17 protein-coding genes are annotated in these 21,450 nt (G+C 47.8%); 15 read left to right on the top strand and 2 right to left on the bottom strand.

Going from position 1 to position 21,450, the window contains the following annotated elements:
* Positions 1–66 precede the first annotated feature (66 nt).
* From ACO9K6_RS00495 to ACO9K6_RS00455, 9 genes are all read left to right on the top strand, one after another.
* Positions 67–1,533, top strand: a complete 1,467-nt coding sequence (locus ACO9K6_RS00495; RefSeq protein ID WP_424765570.1) for an aldehyde dehydrogenase family protein — start codon at positions 67–69, stop codon at positions 1,531–1,533.
* Positions 1,534–1,551: 18 nt separating this feature from the next.
* The gene (locus tag ACO9K6_RS00490) at positions 1,552–2,775 is read left to right on the top strand and encodes an iron-containing alcohol dehydrogenase family protein (protein WP_424765569.1); all 1,224 of its coding nucleotides are present in this window, start codon (positions 1,552–1,554) and stop codon (positions 2,773–2,775) included.
* 2 nt (positions 2,776–2,777) lie between these two features.
* The gene (locus ACO9K6_RS00485; RefSeq protein ID WP_424765568.1) at positions 2,778–3,632 is read left to right on the top strand and encodes a R2-like ligand-binding oxidase; all 855 of its coding nucleotides are present in this window, start codon (positions 2,778–2,780) and stop codon (positions 3,630–3,632) included.
* 16 nt (positions 3,633–3,648) lie between these two features.
* Positions 3,649–5,076 carry a UbiD family decarboxylase gene (locus ACO9K6_RS00480; RefSeq protein ID WP_424765567.1) on the top strand — a complete coding sequence of 476 codons (1,428 nt, stop codon included), beginning with the start codon at positions 3,649–3,651 and terminating at the stop codon, positions 5,074–5,076.
* Entirely contained in the window at positions 5,051–6,853 is a 1,803-nt protein-coding gene (locus tag ACO9K6_RS00475) for an adenine deaminase C-terminal domain-containing protein (protein WP_424765566.1), read from the top strand. The genes ACO9K6_RS00480 and ACO9K6_RS00475 overlap by 26 nt, the downstream gene beginning before the upstream one ends.
* Positions 6,854–6,981: 128 nt before the next feature.
* Positions 6,982–8,451 (top strand): aldehyde dehydrogenase family protein, encoded by a 1,470-nt coding sequence (locus ACO9K6_RS00470; RefSeq protein WP_424765565.1) that lies wholly within the window; start codon positions 6,982–6,984, stop codon positions 8,449–8,451.
* A 90-nt stretch (positions 8,452–8,541) separates the two neighbouring features.
* Entirely contained in the window at positions 8,542–9,966 is a 1,425-nt protein-coding gene (locus ACO9K6_RS00465) for an NAD-dependent malic enzyme (RefSeq protein ID WP_424765564.1), read from the top strand.
* A 444-nt stretch (positions 9,967–10,410) separates the two neighbouring features.
* Positions 10,411–11,307 (top strand): cation diffusion facilitator family transporter, encoded by an 897-nt coding sequence (locus ACO9K6_RS00460; RefSeq protein ID WP_424765563.1) that lies wholly within the window; start codon positions 10,411–10,413, stop codon positions 11,305–11,307.
* A 217-nt stretch (positions 11,308–11,524) separates the two neighbouring features.
* Positions 11,525–12,478: a C40 family peptidase gene (locus ACO9K6_RS00455; RefSeq protein ID WP_424765562.1), complete on the top strand. Its 954-nt coding sequence runs from the start codon at positions 11,525–11,527 to the stop codon at positions 12,476–12,478.
* A gap of 113 nt (positions 12,479–12,591) precedes the next feature.
* Here the strand turns inward: ACO9K6_RS00455 and ACO9K6_RS00450 are convergent, their stop codons facing one another.
* Positions 12,592–13,725 (bottom strand): glycosyltransferase family 4 protein, encoded by a 1,134-nt coding sequence (locus ACO9K6_RS00450; RefSeq protein WP_424765561.1) that lies wholly within the window; start codon positions 13,723–13,725, stop codon positions 12,592–12,594.
* A 227-nt stretch (positions 13,726–13,952) separates the two neighbouring features.
* On the opposite strand from ACO9K6_RS00450, the gene ACO9K6_RS00445 reads away from it, so the two are divergent.
* The 4 genes from ACO9K6_RS00445 (at position 13,953) to ACO9K6_RS00430 (ending at position 18,540) form a co-directional block, all read left to right on the top strand.
* Positions 13,953–14,777: a DUF2935 domain-containing protein gene (locus ACO9K6_RS00445; RefSeq protein WP_424765560.1), complete on the top strand. Its 825-nt coding sequence runs from the start codon at positions 13,953–13,955 to the stop codon at positions 14,775–14,777.
* Positions 14,778–15,126: 349 nt separating this feature from the next.
* On the top strand, positions 15,127–15,816 hold the full coding sequence (rpiA, locus tag ACO9K6_RS00440; RefSeq protein ID WP_424765559.1) for a ribose-5-phosphate isomerase RpiA: 690 nt from the start codon (positions 15,127–15,129) through the stop codon (positions 15,814–15,816).
* Between the two features lie 185 nt (positions 15,817–16,001).
* Complete coding sequence (locus tag ACO9K6_RS00435) at positions 16,002–16,562, top strand: NADPH-dependent FMN reductase (protein WP_424765558.1); 561 nt, start codon at positions 16,002–16,004, stop codon at positions 16,560–16,562.
* A 796-nt stretch (positions 16,563–17,358) separates the two neighbouring features.
* Positions 17,359–18,540, top strand: coding sequence for an MFS transporter (locus tag ACO9K6_RS00430; RefSeq protein WP_424765557.1), 1,182 nt, complete (start codon positions 17,359–17,361; stop codon positions 18,538–18,540).
* Between the two features lie 247 nt (positions 18,541–18,787).
* Here the strand turns inward: ACO9K6_RS00430 and ACO9K6_RS00425 are convergent, their stop codons facing one another.
* On the bottom strand, positions 18,788–19,624 hold the full coding sequence (locus ACO9K6_RS00425) for a hypothetical protein (RefSeq protein ID WP_424765556.1): 837 nt from the start codon (positions 19,622–19,624) through the stop codon (positions 18,788–18,790).
* A 117-nt stretch (positions 19,625–19,741) separates the two neighbouring features.
* Here ACO9K6_RS00425 and ACO9K6_RS00420 point away from each other — a divergent pair, with 117 nt between their 5' ends.
* Both ACO9K6_RS00420 and ACO9K6_RS00415 read left to right on the top strand, forming a co-directional pair.
* Positions 19,742–20,569: a sensor histidine kinase gene (locus tag ACO9K6_RS00420; protein ID WP_424765555.1), complete on the top strand. Its 828-nt coding sequence runs from the start codon at positions 19,742–19,744 to the stop codon at positions 20,567–20,569.
* Entirely contained in the window at positions 20,566–21,219 is a 654-nt protein-coding gene (locus ACO9K6_RS00415) for a response regulator (protein WP_424765554.1), read from the top strand. The genes ACO9K6_RS00420 and ACO9K6_RS00415 overlap by 4 nt, the downstream gene beginning before the upstream one ends.
* Positions 21,220–21,450 lie beyond the last annotated feature (231 nt).

Genomic DNA, 21,450 nt, shown 5'->3' with positions numbered 1-21,450 from the left:
GCAGGTTCATTGTTCCTGAACTATATTGTTTGTTCAAGTAAATCGCTTGCGTAAGGGAGTGGCAAAATGTCTTCGATAACCGGACAGAATCCGGCTGTTTATTACAATTATATCGGGGGAGAATGGACGGAGTCCTCATCCGGCGAATTACTGGAGTCCCGTAATCCGGCAACGGGTGAATGGATAGCGTACTCCCAAAAATCGGCCGTGCAGGATATCGAACAATCCATCGATGCGGTTTATGAGACATACCATGCAGGCGATTGGGGCTACAATCCTCAGCGCAGATATGACGCGCTGCTCGGGCTGGCGCAGCTCATTGAACGGGACTTAGAGAAGCTCGCCCGACTCTTGACCATGGAACAGGGAAAAACCATCCGTGAATCCCGCCAGGAGCTGGGCGGATGTGTGGATACGCTAAAGTATTTCGCAGGAGCGGCACGCACCGTATTCGGGCGTTCCGTCACGCTGACACCCGCCAACTTCGGCGTCATCGCCAAGGAGCCGATCGGCGTCGTCGGCATTATCTCGCCGTGGAACTGGCCGGCGCTGTTGATGATCCGCGAGCTGGCACCGGCGCTTGCGGCCGGCAACGGCGTTATCGTCAAACCGGCCAGTCTAACGCCGGCCATTTCCGTTGAGCTGTTTAAGCTGATCGATGAGGTGACCCATTTTCCAAAGGGCATTGTAAGTATCGTAACGGGACCCGGAAAATCGATCGGCGCGGCGATGGGAATGAGCAGGAAGATCGATATGATCAGCTTCACAGGGGATACATCGACCGGAAAGTCGATCATGGAGATGGCGACAAGCAACATCAAGAAGCTGGCCCTGGAGCTTGGCGGAAAATCCCCAAATGTGGTATTCGGCGATGCCGATCTTGAGAAGGCCATTCCGGTCATCGGACGTTCGATCTTTATATCGGCCGGCCAGATCTGCATGGCAGGCTCAAGGCTGCTCGTACATGAGTCTGTACATGACAAGGTAATCAACGGACTACTCCGCTATGCGGAGAACCTGCGTATAGGGAACGGCTTGCTGGAGTCGACGGACATGGGACCGCTTGTCTCCCGAAGCCAATTGGATTTAGTGAGCGAGTACGTCGAAATCGGCCGCCGCGAAGGGAAGCTCATTACAGGCGGCAGTCGACTGACGGGAGGGGAGTTCGACAAGGGATACTTCTTTGAGCCCACGATTATTGACGAGCTGTCCTCAAACAGTCGAGTCGTGCAGGAGGAAATTTTCGGTCCCGTGCTAGCTGTCCAGTCATTCTCTGACGAGAAGGAGGCGCTCGCGCTGGCAAATGAAACCGACTTTGGGTTATCCGCAGGCGTCTGGACATCCGACCTGAACCGTGCTATGCGCATGACGAGAGGTATCCGGGCAGGGACGGTTTGGATCAACACCTACAATAAAAATTTCCCCGAGGCGGAATTCGGCGGCTACAAAATGAGTGGGCAGGGCCGAACCAGAGGCGTTGACGGCTTAATGGAATACTGCGAGACAAAACACATTCACTTCGAAGTCGATTAACGAACGGAGGCGGACGACTTGACGTTCGATCAAAAGACGGCAGATGCTGGGGAGAAGGCCGCTAAGAAGGACTTCGAATTTTCGTTCCATCTTCCTACTCGGATTGAATTCGGCTATGGAAAGGCCGCAGGTCTCGGTAAGCGTCTGCGGCAGCTCCGAGCGGGCAGTGTATTTCTCGTCAGTGACAAAGGCGTGGAATCGGCGGGACTGCTCACCGGACTGACGGAATCCCTGCAGGCTTCTGGCATTCATTACGACGTGCATACGGATGTGGAGCCAGACCCAAGTCTGGATACGGTTAACCGCGGAGCAGAAGCATTTCGAGCCAAGCGGTATGATTGTATTGTCGCTGTAGGCGGTGGAAGTTCGATCGATACGGCCAAAGGTATTCGCATCTTAGCCGCGAATGGGGGAAGCATTAGCGAATACGCAGGCATCGAACGTGTGCCTGCGGCAAGCACAGTCCCTTTAGTGGCGGTTCCTACAACGGCCGGGACCGGAAGCGAGGTGACCATGTTCGGAGTCTACTCCGATTGGGCGAACAATGTGAAGGTGACGGTGACTAGCCCCCATATGGCCCCGTCCATCGCGCTTGTTGATGCTGAGCTGACCATGCGCCTCCCCGCGGCAATGACAGCTGCTTCCGGCATTGACGCGCTCGCGCACGGCATAGAGGCGTTGTTTTCCGTACGCGCCCGGCCGTCATCCGATGTGCTGGCGAAGGAAGGGATTGCTGCAGTCAGCTCGTGTCTGCGCCGCGCGGTGCAGAATGGTTCCGATGTCGAAGCCCGTATCGGCATGGCGCATGGAAGCCTGCTTGCCGGCATGGCGTTCAACAACGCCTTTCTTGGGCTGGCACACGCCATCGGCAGCGCGTTGTCCGGTCATTGCCACGTCCCGCATGGTATCGCGATCGGGCTGCTGCTGCCGCATGTCGTTGCTTTTAACACATCGGCCTGCCCGGATAAGGCGGCGATAATCGCCGGATTGATGAGCAGCGGTGAGGAGAGGCACAGGCATGACCCTTCTGAGGCCGCGTCAGCGGTGGCGAAGCTGGTTCGGGAAATCGGGCTGCCCCTGTGTTTGAGGGAGGTCGGCGTTCCCGAGAAGAAGCTGCCTGAAATTGCAAGAGACGCGTTCAAAAGCGGCATGATGAGATTCAATCCGCGCGTACCGACGGAACCGGATGTGCTGGAGCTGCTGGAGCGATTGTATGATTTTCACGATCTTTGGGGGGATTGAAGATGAGTCAAATGGGCGAACCAGCGGCAAAGGACGATCTTGTGAACAACCTGGATAAATCAACCGACGAGGTGGCATGGGATCTGTACCGCAAGGCGATAAGGTTCGGAACATGGGATCCGGCTGCGATTGATTTGTCCAAGGACCAAAGTGATTTCGCGGCACTGGATGATGAGCTGAAGGGATATTTGATCCATTTCTGCACGGGGTTTCTCGATGCCGAGGAGAACGTGGCCTTGAAGTTTTGTCCATGGATCATGCTGGGCTCGTCGACGGAGCAGCAGGCTTTTTTAAGCACACAGCTCGTGGAGGAGTTCAAGCATACGGAATTTTTCATGCGCTATTTCAAGGAAGTATTCGGTAAAGACCGGATCTCAGGGGTAAAGAACATTGTCCAGCAGAAGCTGGATGAACGCATGAAAAAGATGCTCTTGGCTCTGGATCAGGATCCGGAGGAGCGCGAAGCGGCGCTCGTCGAAGGGCTGACCCATTATCAGGGCATCATCGAGGGCGTACAGGCGATGACCGGTTATGAAGTTTTTGAAGCGGTATACGGCAGTAAAGGATTATTCCCGGGGCTTGCCGAAGGTTTTACAAGGATCAAGGAGGACGAGGGGCGGCACGTCGGCTTCGGGCTCCGCATGCTGAAGCTTTATGCCCGTAATCCGGCGCATGCCAAGCGTATTCGTGCTTTATACGACGATTATTTGCCGCATATTCTAATTCGCTACGACCAGCCCGTCATTGTCGAAGGGCGCGAATATGCGACACCGCCGGAGGTTCGGGGCCGTGAACGGTTAACGAAAATGTTCCAGCGCCGGCTAAAGGACATCTTCGGCATAACCGTCACTGTCTAGCAGGGAGGATTGCTACATGAGAGCAATAAAATCACAATCATTTCGCTCGTGGCTCGCACATCTGGAGCGAAGCAACCGACTCGCGATTGTCGAAAGGAAAGTAAGCCTGCGCTATGAAGCCGCTGCGGTGGCCAAGAAGCTTGACGGCAGTAAAGCCGTTTATTTCAAGCAGGTGGAGAATTATTCAATACCGGTAGTATCGGGCATCTGCTCGACTAGGGACGATTTTGCCGAGGCGCTCGATACCGACCGCAGCGGAATCATCCCGAAGTTTGCCGGAGCCGCGGCTTCACCGCTCCCTTGCAAGGAGGTCAATAACGGCGAGGCATCCGTAAAGGAAAATATCGTGCTTGACGATATCGATTTGATGCGGATGCTGCCGATTCCTATTCATCATGAGAAGGATTCGGGGAACTACATTACCGCAGCGCTGTTTATCGTTCGTGATCCGGTGACACGTAAACAGAACGTATCCATCCACCGGCTCCAGGTATCGGGCAAAGACAAACTTGGCGCTTTGCTTCTGCCTAGGCATACGTTTCATCTTTACAAACTCGCGGAGGAGGCCGGCAGGCCGCTGGAATGTGCAATCGTTATCGGCGTCGATCCGCTCACTCTGCTGGCGTCTCAGGCAAGCACGCCCTTCGGCGTCGATGAACTGGAAATCGCTGGAGCGCTTCATGGCGAGCCTCTCGAGGTTGTCCGCTGCGAAACCGTGGATATCGACGTGCCCGCTCATGCGGAGATCGTGCTGGAGGGTAAAATTCTTCCCCACGTGCGGGAGCCGGAAGGCCCTTTTGGGGAGTTTCCGAAATATTACGGACCCCGCAGCGATAAGGAGGTTGTCCAGATCACGGCAATTACGCATCGGAACGACCCGATTTTTCATACGATCGTACCCGCCGGTTACGAGCATCTGCTGCTTGGAGGACTTCCGCGCGAGGCGAGCCTCTTCCAGACGATCCGCCAAACCGTGCCGACCGTAAAAGCCGTTCATATGAGCATCGGCGGAACGTGCCGGTATCATGCAGTCGTATCGATCAAGAAGCGCAGCGAAGGCGAAGCTAAGAACGCGATCATCGCCGCTCTGGCGAACAGTTTTGATATCAAGCATGTTGTAGTCGTGGACGAAGAGGTGGACATCTTCGACATGGAAGAGGTCGAATGGGCGATCGCAACCAGATTTCAAGCAGACAAGGATTTGGTTGTCGTTCATGGCGCGCAGAGCTCCAAGCTTGATCCTTCAACGAATGACGGTCTTGGGGCGAAAATGGGATTTGACTGTACGGTGCCGCTGAACAGCGAGCCCATGCGTTATTTGCGGGTAAGAATTCCCGGTATCGAAGATATCCATTTGGAAGATTATGTGGCGGCTGGTGCAGGATTACCGCCTATTCATACAGAAGGAGGGGATGGTCGTGACGCTGCCAACGATGACGGATGAGGAGCTGCAAAGACTGATCTCCGTTTCCCGGTTCAAGGCGCCGGCGACCGCTTGGATTCGCGGGGCTAACATGCTTGAGATCTATACCGGAGAAGTAACTGCCAACAATGTCGTGATCTGCGGAGACCGTATTGCATACGTGGGCGCAAAGGAGCCGGCAGTCGATCCCGCTACGCAAGTAATCGACGCTGATGGACTCATTCTGGTGCCGGGCTACATCGAGCCCCATGCCCATTCATTTCAAGTCTATAACCCGCGTACACTGTCTGAATATGCATTATCCCGCGGTACTACAGCGCTGCTTCATGATAATTTGCCTTTTTTCCTTCAGTTGAAGCAGGAGGAGATGGAGGCGTTGATGGAAGCTCTCTCCGTGATGCCCATAAAAAACTTTTGGTGGGCCCGCCTCGATCCGCAGGTCGGCGAATCTGAGCTTGCGGATCGCTTCACGGAAGAGCGTGTTAGGCGCACGCTTCGGAATAAGGCAGTGCTTCAGGCGGGAGAGTTGACTTACTGGAAGGAGCTGATCGACGGCGACAGGACGATGGTTGCCCGGATGCGGGAAGCATCTGCGTCCGGAAAGCGGATTGAAACTCACAATCCCGGCGCGTCAGTTGAAACACTCAATGCGGTCGCAGCAGCGGGCGCCACGGGCTGCCACGAGAGCATCAACGCCGACGAGGTGATGCGCAGACTGCGCCTCGGTTATTACGCAACACTTAGGCATTCCTCGATTCGACCGGATTTGAGGGCGCTCGTCAAGGGCTTGCTTGAAGCAGGATGCCGGTACTGGGACCGACTGATGCTCACAACCGATGGGTCTCCGCCATTCTTCCTTGAATCAGGCTTTACTGACGAATGCATTCGGATCGCGATCGAGGAGGGGGTTGAACCTGCCGACGCCTATCGGATGGCATCGCTCAATCCGGCAGTTTACTACGGCATGGATCGCGAGTTAGGTGGAATCAGCCCTGGACGGATCGCGGACATTGTGTTTCTGGAGGATTTGCGCAACCCGACCCCCGTCAAAGTGATGGCGAATGGGCGTATCGCCGCTGCGCAAGGAAAGCTGACGGAACCTCTTCCAAAGGTGGAATGGAGCCGCTACGGTGTAGGGGCGTACGAAATGATGGAGCCGACCGTTCAGGCGGAATGGTTTGAGGTGTCCGCTTCCTCTTCAACCGACAGTGAAGCGCCGAAGACGCCCGTGATCGAGCTGGTCAATGCCGCTATTACCCGAAGCCGAAGCGAGGCGCTGCCTGTCGTAGGAGAAATCGTCCATCTGCCGGATTCAGGCGGATATATGTATGTCTCGCTCCTGCAGCGTCAAGGTGAATGGATAACGACGGGCATTATTAAGGGCTTCGGCGAGTTTGACGCTTTGGCAAGCACTTACTCGCTATCTGGCGACCTGGTCATTCTCGGCCGCAAGCCCGCTCGGATGGCGGAAGCGGCGAACTCCGTGCTTGCACAGCAAGGCGGCATCTGTCTTATCCAGAACGGTGAAAGAGCCTTCGACCTGCCGCTGCCCTTGCTCGGTACGATGAGTCTGCTCGATATGGATACATTGATTGCGGAAACAGGGCGCTTTTTCAATGTGATGCGCGATGCCGGCTATGCTTTCGCCGATCCGATCTATTCGCTGCTGTTCATGTCAGCCACACATCTGCCGAAGGTAAGGCTGACCTCCAAAGGCGTGATCAATGTCAATGATGGAAGCGTTTTACTTCCTTCGCGGCCGCTCCGAGAAACCATGGGCAGTCGATCGAAAGAATAAGAAAACGGCATATTGCTTTAGGGAGGTGATGTCCTTTCAGAAGGTTCGCGTCAGGAAAAACCTGTTCAGCAAGCGCAGTCTGAAGCATGACGTTTATGATCCACAAACCTTAATGAGGAGTGATACACATGTCAATGGCATCTGCTGTGAAAACGTGGGATAAAATGCTGATCGGCGGCGAGTGGAAGGAAGGTTCTAGCGAGCGCTATGTGACGGTGACCAACAAATTCACCGACGACGTGATCGCCCGGATAAAGTTAGCCAACAAACAGGACATCGACGCGGCTTATGAAGCGGCAAGAAAAGCGCAAGAGGAATGGGCGAAGGTATCCGCTCATGAGAAAGCTGCAGTTATGGAGAAAGCGGCTGCAATTATTGGGCAGCGTCAGGACGAAATTGTGAAGATGCTCGTGGAGGAATCCGGAAGCTCCCAGCTGAAATCGGCAATTGAAGTCGGTGCTTCCATCGGCGATGTCAAGGAAGCAGCGAAATATGCATTCAAAATGAATACCGAGATTTTGCCTTCGTTCATACCAGGCAAGGAAAATCGCGTGTATCGCAACCCGGTTGGCGTCATCGGGGCGATTACGCCTTGGAACTGGCCATTCTATTTGAGCATCAGGGTAGTGGCTCCGGCGCTGGCGACAGGGAACGGACTCGTGTTGAAGGCCGATTCGCAGACGCCGATCACTGGCGGCCTCATCATGGCTGAAATTTTTGAAGAAGCAGGCATACCGAAAGGGCTTTTCAACGTCGTGGTTTACGACGTGGAGGAAATCGGCGACTATTTCGCCGAGCATCCGATACCGCGCGTGATCTCCTTCACAGGTTCCACGAGAGCTGGCAGACATATCGCGGAAGTGGCCGGCAGAAATTTGAAGAAGGTCGCGCTTGAGCTCGGCGGCAACAACGCGTTCATTATACTGGATGACGCCAACGTCGACCAGGCCGTCGCTTCTGCCGCATTCGGAAAATATTTACACCAGGGCCAAATCTGCATTGCAACGAACCGGTTTATCGTTGACCGTAAAATTTACCCCGAATTCGTCGCCAAATTCAAGGAAGCAACCGCGAAGCTGAAAGCGGGCAACCCGGCGGAATCGGATACGATTATCGGACCAATGATCAACAAGCGGCAGATCGAGCGGGTAATGGCACTTGTTGACGAAAGCATCCGCGAAGGCGCCAAGCTCGAAATGGAAGGCAGAGTAGTGGGCAACGTTATCGAGCCCTATATCCTATCGGAGGTCACGAACGATATGGCAGTCGCGAAAAATGAAATTTTCGGGCCGGTGGCAGCAATTATTCCGGTTGACAGTGAGGAAGAAGCCATTCGGATCGCCAACGATTGTGATTTCGGGCTCAGCGGCGCCGTACATTCCGGCTCACTGGATCGGGGAATCAACGTCGCGAAACAGATTGTAACAGGAATGATCCATGTCAACGATCAGACGGTTAATGTGGAATCCAACATTCCGTTCGGAGGCGAGAAATCGTCCGGCATCGGCCGCTATTGCGGTGAAGCGGCGCTGGACGAATTTACGACCATCAAATGGATTTCGGTACAGCGAGAAGACCGGCAATATCCGTTTTCGTAAAACACTTTTGACAGTATAACCAGCAGGCTGTTGATGCTGTTCCGGTCAGCAGCCTTTTGCTATTCAGATATAAAAGGGAGTTGGAGGCGAATGAACGGTATTTCGGGTACGGGCATAACCATCGTTCTCCGGATGGAGCTCAATGTGGAGCAGATTACGTTTGTACAAATCGCGGCAGCCATTCACCGCTTCCATGGCGATATTGTCGCCATTGATGTCATTAGGCCGGGCAAGATTACAGTACGGGACGTGACGGTCAAGCTTCCAGAGCAGACACTGCCGGACCGCATCACCCAGGAGCTTCAAACCATGGAAGGCTTGCGTATGATCAACGTATCCGATCCGACTTTTCTGATGCATCTGGGCGGCAAGATCGAAGTAACACCGAAGATTCGAATTAAGAACAGAGACGATCTGTCCAAAGTATATACGCCTGAGGTTGCCCGCATATGCCGGGCGATTCAAGACAAGCCGAGCCGTGTCCATGCGCTGACAATCAAGCGGAATACGGTTGCCGTCGTAACTGACGGGACGGCGGTACTTGGACTTGGCAACATCGGACCGAAAGCGGCCATTCCCGTTATGGAGGGAAAAGCAATGCTGTTCAAGCAGTTTGCCGGCGTTGACGCCTTTCCATTGTGTTTGGATACGCAGGATACGGAGGAGATCATCCGTATCGTAAAGGCGGTCGCGCCCGTCTTTGGAGGCATCAACCTGGAGGATATTGCGTCGCCGCGTTGTTTCGAAATCGAAAAGCGGCTTCAGGAAGAACTGGACATACCGGTTTTCCACGATGACCAGCACGGTACCGCCATCGTACTGCTGGCGGGATTGATGAATGCGGTAAAATTGATAGGCAAGAAGCTAGAGGACTGTAAAGTGGTTATTTGCGGTATTGGGGCGGCTGGTATCGCATGCACGAGCATGCTGTTGTCCTCTGGAGTCAAACATATTCTCGGGGTTGACCGTGAAGGGATTTTGACCCGCGGGGAGCGATATGGCAGCGACATCTGGAATTGGTATGCGGAAAATACGAATCCGTTAGGAATAGCTGGCGATTTATCGCAGGCACTGCGTGATGCCGATATCTTCGTCGGCGTATCCGGACCCGGTGTTTTAACAACAGAGCTGCTGCAGCTGATGGCGAAGGACCGGATCGTATTTGCGCTTGCGAATCCGACACCGGAAATTTTGCCGGAACAGGCGGAGCCATATGTGAGCGTTCTGGCGACCGGACGCTCCGATTACCCGAATCAAGTTAACAATGTGCTCTGTTTTCCGGGAATTTTCCGTGGCGCGCTCGATTGCCGGGCAACCCGGATTACCGACAGCATGAAGCTGGCGGCCGCGCATGCCATCGCTTCCTCCATTAAAGAGGAAGAGCTTCATCGGGATTACGTGATCCCCAGCGTTTTCGATGAGCATGTCGTCGATAACGTCCGCAAAGCTGTCATCCAGGCTGCCTATGACAGCGGCGTCGCGCGTCGGCGTCCACATGGCGATAAAATCAGCTAGGCTGTCACAAAAAATATGAAGATTTTTACATGCCGTCCAAAAGGGACGGTTTTTTTGTTTTACAATTTGATTGTTCCAGAGAACTGCCGCTTTCGAGAGGGTTGAAAATAGACGGGGTAAAAGCTCGTGATCTATGAGGAAATAATTGGATGATTGCTGAAGACATTTATATTCAGCAACATAAACCAAATGAGAGAGCCAATCTGGTTGGTACTGGAACTCATTCAAATTATGTTGTACACGCACAACAAAATTAGTTGCTGCAAACTCTATTGATCTGTAGTAAGACTTCTTACACAAGGCAAGACTGTTTCTCTAGACCCACACGAATTTCGTTTTGTATAATGGCACAGTATCTTTAAAGGGATAAGAGAAAATGTTCATGTGGATATCGAACCTCATTAATATTCCTACTCAACCTGTGCTGGAGGTCTGACTATTCGTATGGAATCAACAAACAATCAATCAGCTTTTGCTATTTGGACAAGCTTGATCAGCAATATTCTATTAACCATCATGAAACTTATTGTAGGTCTGCTTTTTGGCAGCCAGGTGCTGATAGCAGATGGCGTTCATAACGCCGGAGACGTGTTTGCGACTGCAGCAGCATTAATTTCGATGATGATTTCTAAAAGGCCGCCGGATAAGGATCACCCGTATGGACATGGTAAAGCGGAGGTTATTGGTGCTGGTATAGTTGCCGTTGTTCTGGTCCTTGCAGCTGTCTACATGGGGTATCACTCCGTAATGGCGCTGATGGAACCGCCTCATAAAGCAACGGTGCTTGTTCTCATCGCAGCAGGGATCTCACTGGTATGGAAACAGTGGCTTTATGTCTACACCATGCGTATCGGCAAAAAAATCAATAGCAGCGGATTGATTGCAACCGCTTATGACCATTTGGCAGATGTTTACGCGTCCCTTGCTGCAGTTGTTGGTATCAGTCTTGCCATGCTTGGAGAACACTTTAATATTCTTTTTCTGAAATACGGTGATCCTGTTGCGGGAATCATAGTAGCGTATTTTGTCCTCAGGCTGGCGATTCACATGGGAAGAACTTCAGTTGATGTATTGATGGAGAAAAATATCGATGAAGATAGAATGGAAGAAATTCTGCAGCTTGTTCGATCCATATCGGAAGTGAAGAGAATTGACCGAATACGGGCTAGGGAGCATGGCCATTACATGATTGTTGATGTGAGGGTGGGAATTCCAGCTGAGCTAAGCGTTCAAGAAGGTCATGACATTAGTAAGAAAATAAAACAGGTCATCAAAAAACATAATCCTATTGTTGAAGAGGTGCTCGTTCATTTAAATCCATGGTACAAGGACATATATTGATCCAGACTCAATGCCTCTTCGCAAGTATGATTTATTTTGTCATATAAGATAAGTATGGAGCCTTTAACAGAGGTGAAATGAAAGCATCGACCATCCGGCCGGTGCTTTTTTGTTTTAGAAACGCAGTTGACTGTTATTCATCTCATCCTCATGCATAAATTATCGATCCTGGAAAACACTAATCAATATAAATGGAAAAGGGGTTGAGTAGTAGCTTATGATGCTTCAAAAACAATGGAAGTTTGTTTTAATTTTTTGTATTTCAATTCTGTTTATGACTGGAGGATGTGGAAATAAACGAGCCCATAACATAGAACAACCATCGCCTATCCCAGACGTCCATAGCGCCAGCATGCTGGTTGCATATCAACCGATGTTTACCAATATTCCTATCTACAAAGATAACAGTGGATTGGTATGGGTACCACTCGAGGAATCTGTGAAATCAATGAGTTTAAACTTGCATAAAATGACCAATGCCAGTCTCGCCATAGGCAATACGGATCCCGTTTATTCCGTAAACATGAATCAAACTCAATCGTTAGTTGGTGATAACCCTATTGCACTTCCGCAAGCTCCAAAGTTTATCGATCATAAGCCTTATATCACAACACAAGCGTTATCCACTTTGATGGGCACCAAAGTGGTCTGGAACGAAAAAAATTCGCAGGTTATCATTACCCCAATCGATGACAGTTCTTTGGCTAAGAAGCAAAGTGCATCTTCATCACAGCAACCCGGACCAAGTTCGACTGAAAAAATGCGGAGCCAATCGTTATCCACGGCAAAAAAATATGAAATCATAAGCTACGCTCGAAAATTTTTAGGTACACCCTATCATTTTGCTGCGGGTTCCTACAGTGATACGCATACATTTGACTGTTCCTCTTTCGTCCAGCATGTGTATGCCCACTTCAACGTAGAACTCCCAAGATCTTCACGTTCTCAATCTGAAGTCGGACAAACCGTAGATGCTAATCAATTGCAGCCCGGCGACCTGATGTTCTTCTACACACCTGGCCGGTATTCCAGCAATCGCATTGTAGGTCATGTGGGGATGTACGCAGGTAATGGGAAAATAATTCAGACGTACGGGGACCCGGGTGTCACAATTAGCGATTTTAATGCATATTGGAAAGGCCGTTTTTTATTTGCAAAACGTGTTGTTTAGCCCCTTTTTTTGGGGATTAGGGAATCTCGAATTTGCCCCATACGAAGTCGAAGTATTGGGGCATCCACCCTAAAGAAGAAACCGGTGCTTTGTTACATACAGAATTCACATCGTTACATCTTACTCCGATAGTACGATTTTAAATTCGACACCGTGCTGACCCAACTGAATTTTGATACGACACGTAATCTTCCACCAATGGAAAGACGCTTTGCCAAAGCTGAATTTCTCATTATTTGAGTCAGTGATTTAGCAAATGCTGCCGGATTTTTATATGATTTGACCAAGAGCCCGCTTCTCCCATGCTGAACGACCTCCAATATACCGCCACGCGCCGATGCGACAATCGGGATTCCTGAGGCCATCGCTTCCGAATTCACACAGGCAAAACCCTCTTTAAATTGAGTCGGACAAACAAATATATCGGCTAGATGGTACATTTCATGTATCTTGTTCGGGGAAATAAAACCCGTAAATCGAATGGGGACATGCAGTCTTTGGGCAAGCTGTCTAACTTTTCTCATATAAGGAGTCTCTCTTTTAACACCTGGCCAAGAAGCACCAACTGCAACGATAGTGACCTTTTTATTCACCTTACGAAGCAGAGCGGCTGCTTCAACCAAGGTGTGAAGTCCTTTTCTGGGGATTATTCTTCCAACGAACAAAAGGTTGCAGGAGGCCTCTAATCCATACTTCTTACGAATGTACTTCTTGTAGGCTTTAGGTTTAGGCTGGAATTTATTCGTGTCGACGCCTAGAAGGATTGGTTTGAATTTCGCGGCATGTCTTGGATATTTAGCTTTAAACGTATTTACAAGGGAGGAGCTGACGCAAGTCACCCCGTTTGCGTGTCGAAGCATGGCATTTCCTTGTTTATGGGATAACTTTGATAAGAAATGAAGAGAGTGCAGCGAGAGAACGATTGGTGTATTAGTAAATGCTCTTCTGATCGCGGGCAGGAAGGTAGGCCGATTGTCAACCTGGATGATATCGAATTTGTGCTTGCGCATCATTTTCATCGCGGTTTGGATATAAGCATTTTCGTTAAGATATGGAAACCGCATAAATTTCAACTTTCCGTTTGCAGTTGTGCTCATTTTAGGTAAACGTGGGTGGACACTGCTAACTAATGTAACATGCTCCGTTTTGGCTATTCTAGTAAATATATTGTGCATAACTGCTTCAACCGATCCTCCCTTGATAGGAGGCAGAGGCAGTTTGTCTGGAGCAATGGCTAAAATCTTCATCGAGTACATCCTTTCACATATAAGCATTTTGCTAGTACGGGTTAGTCTATGTGAAGATGTTTGTCAGGAAACGGCAAAAGCCTATTAAGTCAAGGAATTAGCTGTGATAATAATTACAAGCAAAATGAATAGGACAAAGTAATGAGGCATATTTAAAAAGGACATACATAAAAGAGCCACTCTGATTAATACAGTATTTAAGTGAGCATAACCTTGGAGGTGAATGTATGTCGGATTTATTTGTTGCCCGCTCATTGGATGAGGTGCGTTTTTGGGCACGGATCATGAAGGAGCACTCCTTATTTCTAAAGCTTGGTTTTAGAGTGGAAGATAAGCAACTAATTGATGAAGCAAACTATTTTTATAAAATCTTCGAGGATATAGAGCAGCGTGCGTTATCTTTCAGGAATGATACGGACCCTAGAGTCATCATGCAATTTAATAATGAGGTTCATACGGCAGTTAGCTATATTTGGGCGTTTAAAAGAAAAATTTTAGGTCTGATCTTAACCTGTCAACTTCCCGGGCAAACCAACTTCCCCCTTTTAGTTGATCATGTAAGCAGGGAAGCAAATTATTTTAAAAATCGATTAATAGAACTCAATAATGGTACTTTAGAGCCGTTGCCCGATGCCATCATTGATGAAAATGTGTTTTTCTTAAAAATTATGGCTGATCACGCCAAATTTATTAGTCATTTACTGGATCCATCCGAAAGGAAATTAGTTGATCAGGCGAATGAATTTAGCCATGACTTTGATCAACTATTGTTCCAAGCACAGGATTTGGACTCCATGCGCCCACAATCTCAAACTGGTCCTTTGTTGGGACAGTTTCTAGATCAAAATAGAGTTTCCGTTAAATCGTTGCGAGATTTTAAACAAACGGCTAAAAATTTGATCGAAGCGTGCAAAATAAAAAGTATCATCCATCCTTTACTTGCAGATCACGTTTTTCGAGAAGCGGAAAGGTTCTTAGAAATTATTGATATGTTCGAATCTGCGTTAATGGGCAAGCCGGTGGCGCCTAATTCAATGTTACACGAACACTAAGTATGAAAAGATTATTTTTAAGCTTACGGGAAACGATAGTTGACGAGCCTGCTTCATCTAGGCTCCTTTTTTTGTTAGTTAAAGGCACAGAAGTTAAGAGGAAGAAACTTGTGTTTCTTGAATGTCTTCATACTTTTTCCTCACAATAATCTTCCTCCAACACTTTGAACATGATGATGGTTGGTGAACTAAGCAAAATTGATTCGTCAGAGGTATGGAAAATACCGGGCGTAAAAACGGTCATAACGGGTGAATATTAACCGCTTTAATTAAATCTGTTAGACTAATGAATAAATTAATACTATAATGGCTAGCATAAAACGCTACCTTACAACGTCCAGAGAATAGGGTGATTGCCTTGGAGTCAAAAAGAATAGCTGCTGAACATGCTGTTGCATATATAGCTGATGGAATGACCGTTGGCTTAGGAACGGGGTCAACGGCATACTGGGCAATAAAGAAGCTTGGAGAAAGAATACAGGAAGGTCTTCAAATTAGAGCAATTGCCACGTCTAAAAAATCAGAGCAGTTGGCGTCCGAATATGGGATACCTATCATTACATTTGGTGAAATAACCGGTGAGGTTGATATTACAATTGATGGCGCAGATGAGGTTGATAAAAATTGGAATTTAATTAAAGGCGGTGGAGGTGCGTTACTTCGCGAAAAGATAGTCGCCTCAGCGAGTAAGGTAATGATAGTTGTAGTAGACCAAAGAAAAATTGTCGATCATCTAGGATTATTTCCCTTGCCTGTTGAGATCGTAAAGTTCGGCTTTGAATCTACGATACAGAAGCTAAGTCAACTCGGCTGCACTCCTGCATTAAGGATTGTCGATGAAAAGCCGTTCATGACAGATAACCAAAATTACATCGTAGATTGCAAATTTGACTGGATTGAGGACCCGAAACAACTTTCTTATTTAATTAATCAGATTCCAGGTGTCGTAGATCATGGGCTCTTTATTCAAATGGCACATAAAGTCGTTATTGGATACGATGATGGCAGTGTGAAAGAGCTGGGAAACAAAGGAAAATAGTAACATGCATTGAGACCCGCACACTGTGCGGTTTTTTTGTGTGCCCGATAATCGTTAAACTAATGAGCAGATTAGTAAGAGCAGATTTTGGTTATATTTATTTTGAAGGAACTCATAGCCGATCTGGTACGAGTCTCGAGCTTAAACAGTAATAAGCCAATTCTGCATAGGAGGAATTTTCCAACATGATTAGAATCGCCATCATTATCGGAAGCACGCGTCCGGGCCGCAACGGCGAAGCCGTCGCCCGCTGGGTGTATGACATTGCTCAGAAGCGCAGCGACGTCGAGTTCGAGCTCGTCGATCTGCTCGACTTCAATCTGCCGCTGCTGGACGAAGCGGTGCCTCCTTCCATGGGGCAGTACTCGAAGGACCATACCAAACGGTGGTCCGAGAAGGTGGACTCCTTCGATGGCTACGTGTTCGTGACCCCGGAATACAACCACGCTACGTCCGGAGCGCTCAAGAACGCGCTTGATTTCGTGTACAAGGAATGGAACAACAAGGCAGCCGGATTTGTCGGTTATGGTAGTCTTGGTGGAGCCCGTGCGGTGGAGAACCTGCGGCTGATCGCCGGAGAATTGCAATTGGCGGACGTGCGGATACAAGTTGCGCTGTCTCTCTTCACCGATTTCGAGAATTTCAGTGTGTTCAAGCCGGCCGACCGTCATGAACAATCGGTAAACGACATGCTAGACCAGGTCATCGCCTGGAGTGGTGCATTGAAGACACTGCGAAATCAATAATTGTTGGAAACCTAGATGACCTTAGGTTATCTCGGTTTTTCTTATTCATCCAGAAAATTACATTCAATTGGTCATACCGACGTTTAGTAGAAAAAGACATCTTTAAGCACCGACCGCTTCCCAGTATTCTACGGGATAACGGTCGTCTTTTTGTGCGTCCTCCATGTAGATATCGTTTTTGAGGCAGTGAGCGTCTGGAAAATAGGTGGGTATATAATATTAGAAGTATGGGTACGGTCATCAGGTGGATGAATTTATTGATTTCGAAGTGAATGAATATTTAGTTTATTACTGACGCCAGCTATGGCATGGGCATAGACTTCGCTAAGAGATCGCCACGGACTTGATCGGCCCGATGAACGTCGCCCGCGCCGTTGTTGAAAACGTTTGACTTGGAGTTAACTCCATGTGTTAAGCTTAATATCAAGGAGATAAGCATGATGTCGGTGAAGCTGGAAGAAAACGAGATTGCGAGCCTGTAGGAGCCGTATGTACCGCATCAGGTATACGGAATCTAAGCTGGAAAGACGGACCGCTGAACGCACAGTTGTCCGCTTCTATAGTGCAATAATGTGTGCGACAACGGAACAGACAATTGCTGATAAAGAAAAAACTCTAAGAAGCCCGGAGGATTAGTTTTTGGAGTAAACCAGCATAAATATGGTCGTCAGAGGTGGCAGTTCCTACCTCTTATGCGACTAGTTTATATGTGGGGATCACCCGATTCAGGCGTGGCAAGTTAACAATACGAAATTTAGAGCACTGTATCTTTTATTTACCCGAGGAGGATTGAAACGTGGAACGCCTATGGACGAAGTCGTTTATTTTCATGACCTTAGGAATGTTTTTCCTATTCACCGGATTTTATTTGCTGCTTCCGACGCTGCCGCTGTTCATCATTCAGATGGGCGGCAACGAAGCGCAGGTCGGTCTGGCGGCGGGCGTGTTTATGCTGTCCGCCGTTATTTTTCGTCCAATCGTCGGCGGGCTTCTGGACCGGTTCGGCAGGCGTCCGTTTATCGTCTGGGGGCTTCTTCTCTTCACCTTGGCGATGTATATGTATAATTGGGTCGGCGGAATCGTCGTTTTGATGGGGCTCAGAATATTGCACGGGATGAGTTGGGCTCTTTCCACCACTGCCACGATCACGGCGATTACGGATATGATCCCTTCTACCCGCCGTGGAGAAGGCATGGGGTGGTTTGGCATGGCTATGACCCTGGCTATGGCAATCGGCCCGATGTTAGGCATCTGGTTTACACAAAACCTATCTTACGACGCCATGTTTCTATTTGCCGTCGGCCTCTCTGCCGCAGCTCTTCTGTTGACATTTGGTGCAAGCATGCCTTTCCGGCCGCAATCTGGCGCAAGGAGAATCGAATTTTTTGAGAAATCGGTTTTTCCCGTCACGGCATCGGTCTTTTTTCTGTATATCGCTTATGGCGGCATTACTACCTTTGTTGCGCTGTTTGCTAACTCGATCCAGGTCAATTCAGGCGCGTTTTTTTTGGCCTATGCCGCAACGCTTGCTCTGATCCGTCCAATTGCGGGAAAACTTTCAGACCGGCAAGGCGAGACGTTTGTCATTGTTCCTTCCCTTGTAATTACGATTTTGGCTTTGATTGTCTTGAGCTTCTCGACCGGATTGTTCGGCGTGCTCGTTTCGGCAGTTCTGTACGGTATCGGTTTCGGTTCCGCGCAGCCAGCTCTTCAAGCAGCAACGATACGTCTTGCTCGTCCGGATCGTAAAGGGGTTGCCAATGCTTCTTTATTGACTGCTACCGACCTCGGTATTGGGCTAGGTGCGATCTTGCTGGGCTGGGTGTCCCAGTACACGAGTTACCAAGTATTGTTCACGGTCAGCGCTGTGTCGGTCGCTCTTTGCTTGCTGCTGTTCACTTTTTTTGTGAGACGTTTGTTGAAAAATAAAGAGCTTAGCTCTTTGAATAACGGGTTTACTTCAGAGGTGCAAAATTAAAATCGACATACAAAATGGCGTGCAAATTGACAACCAATTTGACACGCCATTTTCGTTGTTATATCAATATTTATAATAAATTGACAACATTATTGGCAGGAATTCATTAAACCAAAACCAAAAATCGGAACGAAAACGATTTGGTCTATATCTGACCGAACCAACAAACGCCGAAATATCAGGTTGATGAAACAACTATTTCCCATTTTGGAGCGACCGCTAGTGACAGCTAGAGGAAATGGCAAGATTAATCAATGTTGAATTTAGGATTGTTCTTTTTGGGACTCTGACTTATTTGTTCTAAAGCTTCCGTTGCTTTTTTTTGGATTTCTTTGTTCGGATATTCATTAATAATATTGCTTAGTGGATTAATAAAGGATTCAAATCCTAGTAATTTTGTTGCTTCTATACCAGTAGTGATTGTACTTAGTGGTTGATTTTTATCAAGCATGGATATGATTGTATTCTCATTTGTTTTTAGTACGAACATTATATCCTCAGGATCATTGTAGTGTTCCATAAGTGCCTTTACAGCAGATGTTGTTCCAATTATTCCTAGTGCATATATGGTACTACCATATATTTCTTTATTGTTTGTTGTTTGTAGTATGGTTGCCATTTCTACGATATATTTTTCGCCATAGCCATCCTTTGCTGATTTAACAACCGCAATTCGAACTGATTGTTCATTGTATTTGTTTGGATTTTTAAGAATATTACTGATTTGTTTTTCCGTATTTTGTGCTGTATAAAAAACAGCTGAAATTAGTATGATTAGGCAAGAAGCCACACCTATTCTAGAGAGACACAATAATAATATTTTTCTTTTTGAAGGGTGAATAAATGTATCAATAAGCAATCCAATACAACACCAAAAAAATAAACTCAAGAAATAAAACAAGCCAATTAGTATTTGTTCCGAAATGAAGCGTTTTAAAAAGGGTGAAAAATCATCCAAAAACCACAAAATAGGGCTTGTAATATAAAGCAACAAATTCTTATCGTCAAAGCCTGAAGAATTAAATAAACAAATACTTAGTGCGAACAAAGTAAGCCAGAAGCTGAAATACTTGAATAACTTCACCAATATTATCACCCCATTTGTTGGTGGTTTTTTTATTTCTGAAAAATTAGCTATTTAGATTCATGCTATCGAGTTAAAATAGAGTAGCATAAATGACGAAAAGGAGGCAATAAAATCTTGTCATATAAACAAATGAAGTGGTTAATTCTTATCATACCTACTTTAACGATCGGCCTTTGGGAATATGTAAGGCATGATTTTCTTCTTCCTTATCTCTCCATGGAGCTGGGAAATTTACTCGCACCGGTCATTGTCTTTCTAGTTACGATTTTATTCCTAACTCAACTCTTCTCTATGATAGAGCGGAACCAGGAGGAGTTGAACGAAGCGAAAGCTTTGCAAGCCGTATTACAAGAACGCGAGAAGATTGCCCGTGAATTGCATGATGGAATCGCGCAATCCTTGTTTCTACTAAACGCCCAAGTGGATCGTATGGAAAAAACGAATAACGCAGCAGGAATTCCATATCAGAAATTTCGAGAAAGCGTGCATCGCACAAATGCGTATGTGAGGGAAGCCATTGCGAATTTACGTTTATCCGCCGATCCCAGCTCCATCTCGTGGATGCAAGGCATGAATAGTTTAATCGAGGAAATAAAGAGAGAAACAAATCTGCAGTTTGTACTGGACTGGCAGTTGCCTGAAGAGAGATTGTCTACGAAGGAAAAAGTTGAGTTACTAGCTTCAATTCGAGAATCGCTGCTAAATATTTTTAAACATGCCGAAGCACGTAACGTTCGAATCGAAGCGCATGCTGTGGAAAACGGCTGGTTCTGTACGGTTTCGGATGACGGGAAAGGGATCAAGGAACGGCAAGAAGATAAAATTCATCACTATGGCATTAAAATCATTGAAGAACGTGCGAGGATAATGAAATGGAAATTTAAGATCGAGCGAGCAGGGAACGAAACCATTGTAACCATTCGAAAGGAGGAACCAGCATGAACAAGCAACGATTTCGTGTGCTTATCGTCGATGACAACGAACATGCGAGAGAGGGTATTCGGACCATTCTCAGCGGTGACCCTATATTCGAGATTGTAGCCGAGGGAAAAAGCGGGATGGAGGCTTTTGAACTTACTGAGCAGTTGATGCCCGATTTGATCCTCATGGATATACAAATGCCTGGCATGGATGGATTGGAAGCGACAAAAAAAATTAAGGACAAGTTTCCTTATGTGAAAGTCGTAATGGTCACGGTGTCAGACGATATTGCCCATCTGTTCGATGCGCTGAAAAAAGGGGCACAAGGGTATTTATTAAAAAATTTAAGTCCTGAATCATGGCATGATTACTTGAAAGCGATCGCTGTTGACGAGGCGCCTATGACACGCGAATTAGCATTTCGAATTCTCAAAGAGTTTTCGCAAACAGATAAATCGACGTCACATACAGACCATTTGACAACCCGAGAACGGGAAATTCTCGGCCTTGTCGCCAAGGGGTTGTCCAATCGAGATATCTCTCTTGCTTTAGACATTTCGGAGCATACCGTAAAAAATCATCTAAAAAATATATTGCACAAGCTTCATCTGGAGAATCGGGTGCAATTAGCTAGATATGCCTATGAGCAGGGGTGGATGGGACAAAAATAAAAAAATCGAATTCCCTTTTTGCTCGGAATAGACTCATTCTAGAATAACACGGACATATTCTGTACGTATTGCCACTTGCGCGAATCGGCGACGGTGGTTTTTTTGACTTTCCGGATGAACTCCGGTCACATTTGATGGCAATATTTCTAGAACAAAGAATTGACATGAAAACTTCACATGTTAGTCTCTGGAATAGCCCTTTCTAGTCATTTTATTTTATTGAGATGCCTT

It is taken from the genome of Paenibacillus praedii (assembly GCF_049725345.1).
Classification (GTDB): domain Bacteria; phylum Bacillota; class Bacilli; order Paenibacillales; family Paenibacillaceae; genus Pristimantibacillus.
Note: the sequence above shows the minus strand (reverse complement) of the source record. Positions and strands in the feature narration are given on the sequence as shown.